Source organism: Motilimonas cestriensis (assembly GCF_021295315.1).
GTDB classification, from domain to species: Bacteria; Pseudomonadota; Gammaproteobacteria; order Enterobacterales; family CBDFNC01; genus Motilimonas; species Motilimonas cestriensis.
Genome location: NZ_JAIMJA010000069.1, coordinates 1 through 1,266, shown reverse-complemented (window position 1 = coordinate 1,266; position 1,266 = coordinate 1). Strand labels below are relative to the sequence as shown.

Annotated in this window: 1 protein-coding gene; it reads right to left on the bottom strand. The window is 44.8% G+C overall.

Annotation, left to right across the window (positions count from 1 at the left end):
- Window positions 1-16: 16 nt before the first annotated feature.
- Window positions 17-1,225, bottom strand: coding sequence for an IS4-like element ISVsa5 family transposase (locus K6Y31_RS22015; RefSeq protein WP_001352368.1), 1,209 nt, complete (start codon window positions 1,223-1,225; stop codon window positions 17-19).
- Between the last annotated feature and the right edge of the window lie 41 nt (window positions 1,226-1,266).

The following is a 1,266-nucleotide window of genomic DNA, read 5'->3' as shown; positions in this document are numbered from 1 at the left end:
GTCCTGAGAGATCCCCTCATAATTTCCCCAAAACGTAACCATGTGTGAATAGATTTTGAGTAAGCAGGGTTGCAGCCACGAGTGAGTCTTCCCTTGTTATTGTGTAGCCAGAATGCCGCAAAACTTCCATGCCTAAGCGAACTGTTGAGAGTACGTTTCGATTTCTGACTGTGTTAGCCTGGAAGTGCTTGTCCCAACCTTGTTTCTGAGCATGAACGCCCGCAAGCCAACATGTTAGTTGAAGCATCAGGGCGATTAGCAGCATGATATCAAAACGCTCTGAGCTGCTCGTTCGGCTATGGCGTAGGCCTAGTCCGTAGGCAGGACTTTTCAAGTCTCGGAAGGTTTCTTCAATCTGCATTCGCTTCGAATAGATATTAACAAGTTGTTTGGGTGTTCGAATTTCAACAGGTAAGTTAGTTGCTAGAATCCATGGCTCCTTTGCCGACGCTGAGTAGATTTTAGGTGACGGGTGGTGACAATGAGTCCGTGTCGAGCGCTGATTTTTTCGGCCTTTAGAGCGAGATTTATACAATAGAATTTGGCATGAGATTGGATTGCTTTTAGTCAGCCTCTTATAGCCTAAAGTCTTTGAGTGACTAGATGACATATCATGTAAGTTGCTGATAGGTTTCCAGTTTTCCGCTCCTAGGTCTGCATATTGTACTTTTCCTCTTACTCGACTTAACCAGTACCAACCCAGCTTCTCAACGGATTTATACCATGGCACTTTAAAGCCAGCATCACTGACAATGAGCGGTGTGGTGTTACTCGGTAGAATGCTCGCAAGGTCGGCTAGAAATTGGTCATGAGCTTTCTTTGAACATTGCTCTGAAAGCGGGAACGCTTTCTCATAAAGAGTAACAGAACGACCGTGTAGTGCGACTGAAGCTCGCAATACCATAAGTCGTTTTTGCTCACGAATATCAGACCAGTCAACAAGTACAATGGGCATCGTATTGCCCGAACAGATAAAGCTAGCATGCCAACGGTATACAGCGAGTCGCTCTTTGTGGAGGTGACGATTACCTAACAATCGGTCGATTCGTTTGATGTTATGTTTTGTTCTCGCTTTGGTTGGCAGGTTACGGCCAAGTTCGGTAAGAGTGAGAGTTTTACAGTCAAGTAAGGCGTGGCAAGCCAACGTTAAGCTGTTGAGTCGTTTTAAGTGTAATTCGGGGCAGAATTGGTAAAGAGAGTCGTGTAAAATATCGAGTTCGCACATCTTGTTGTCTGATTATTGATTTTTCGCGAAACCATTTGATC

Excerpts from the sequence above, each read along its gene's own strand:
- K6Y31_RS22015 (WP_001352368.1), bottom strand. The coding sequence starts at position 1,225 with ATGTGCGAACTCGATATTTTACACGACTCTCTTTACCAATTCTGCCCC.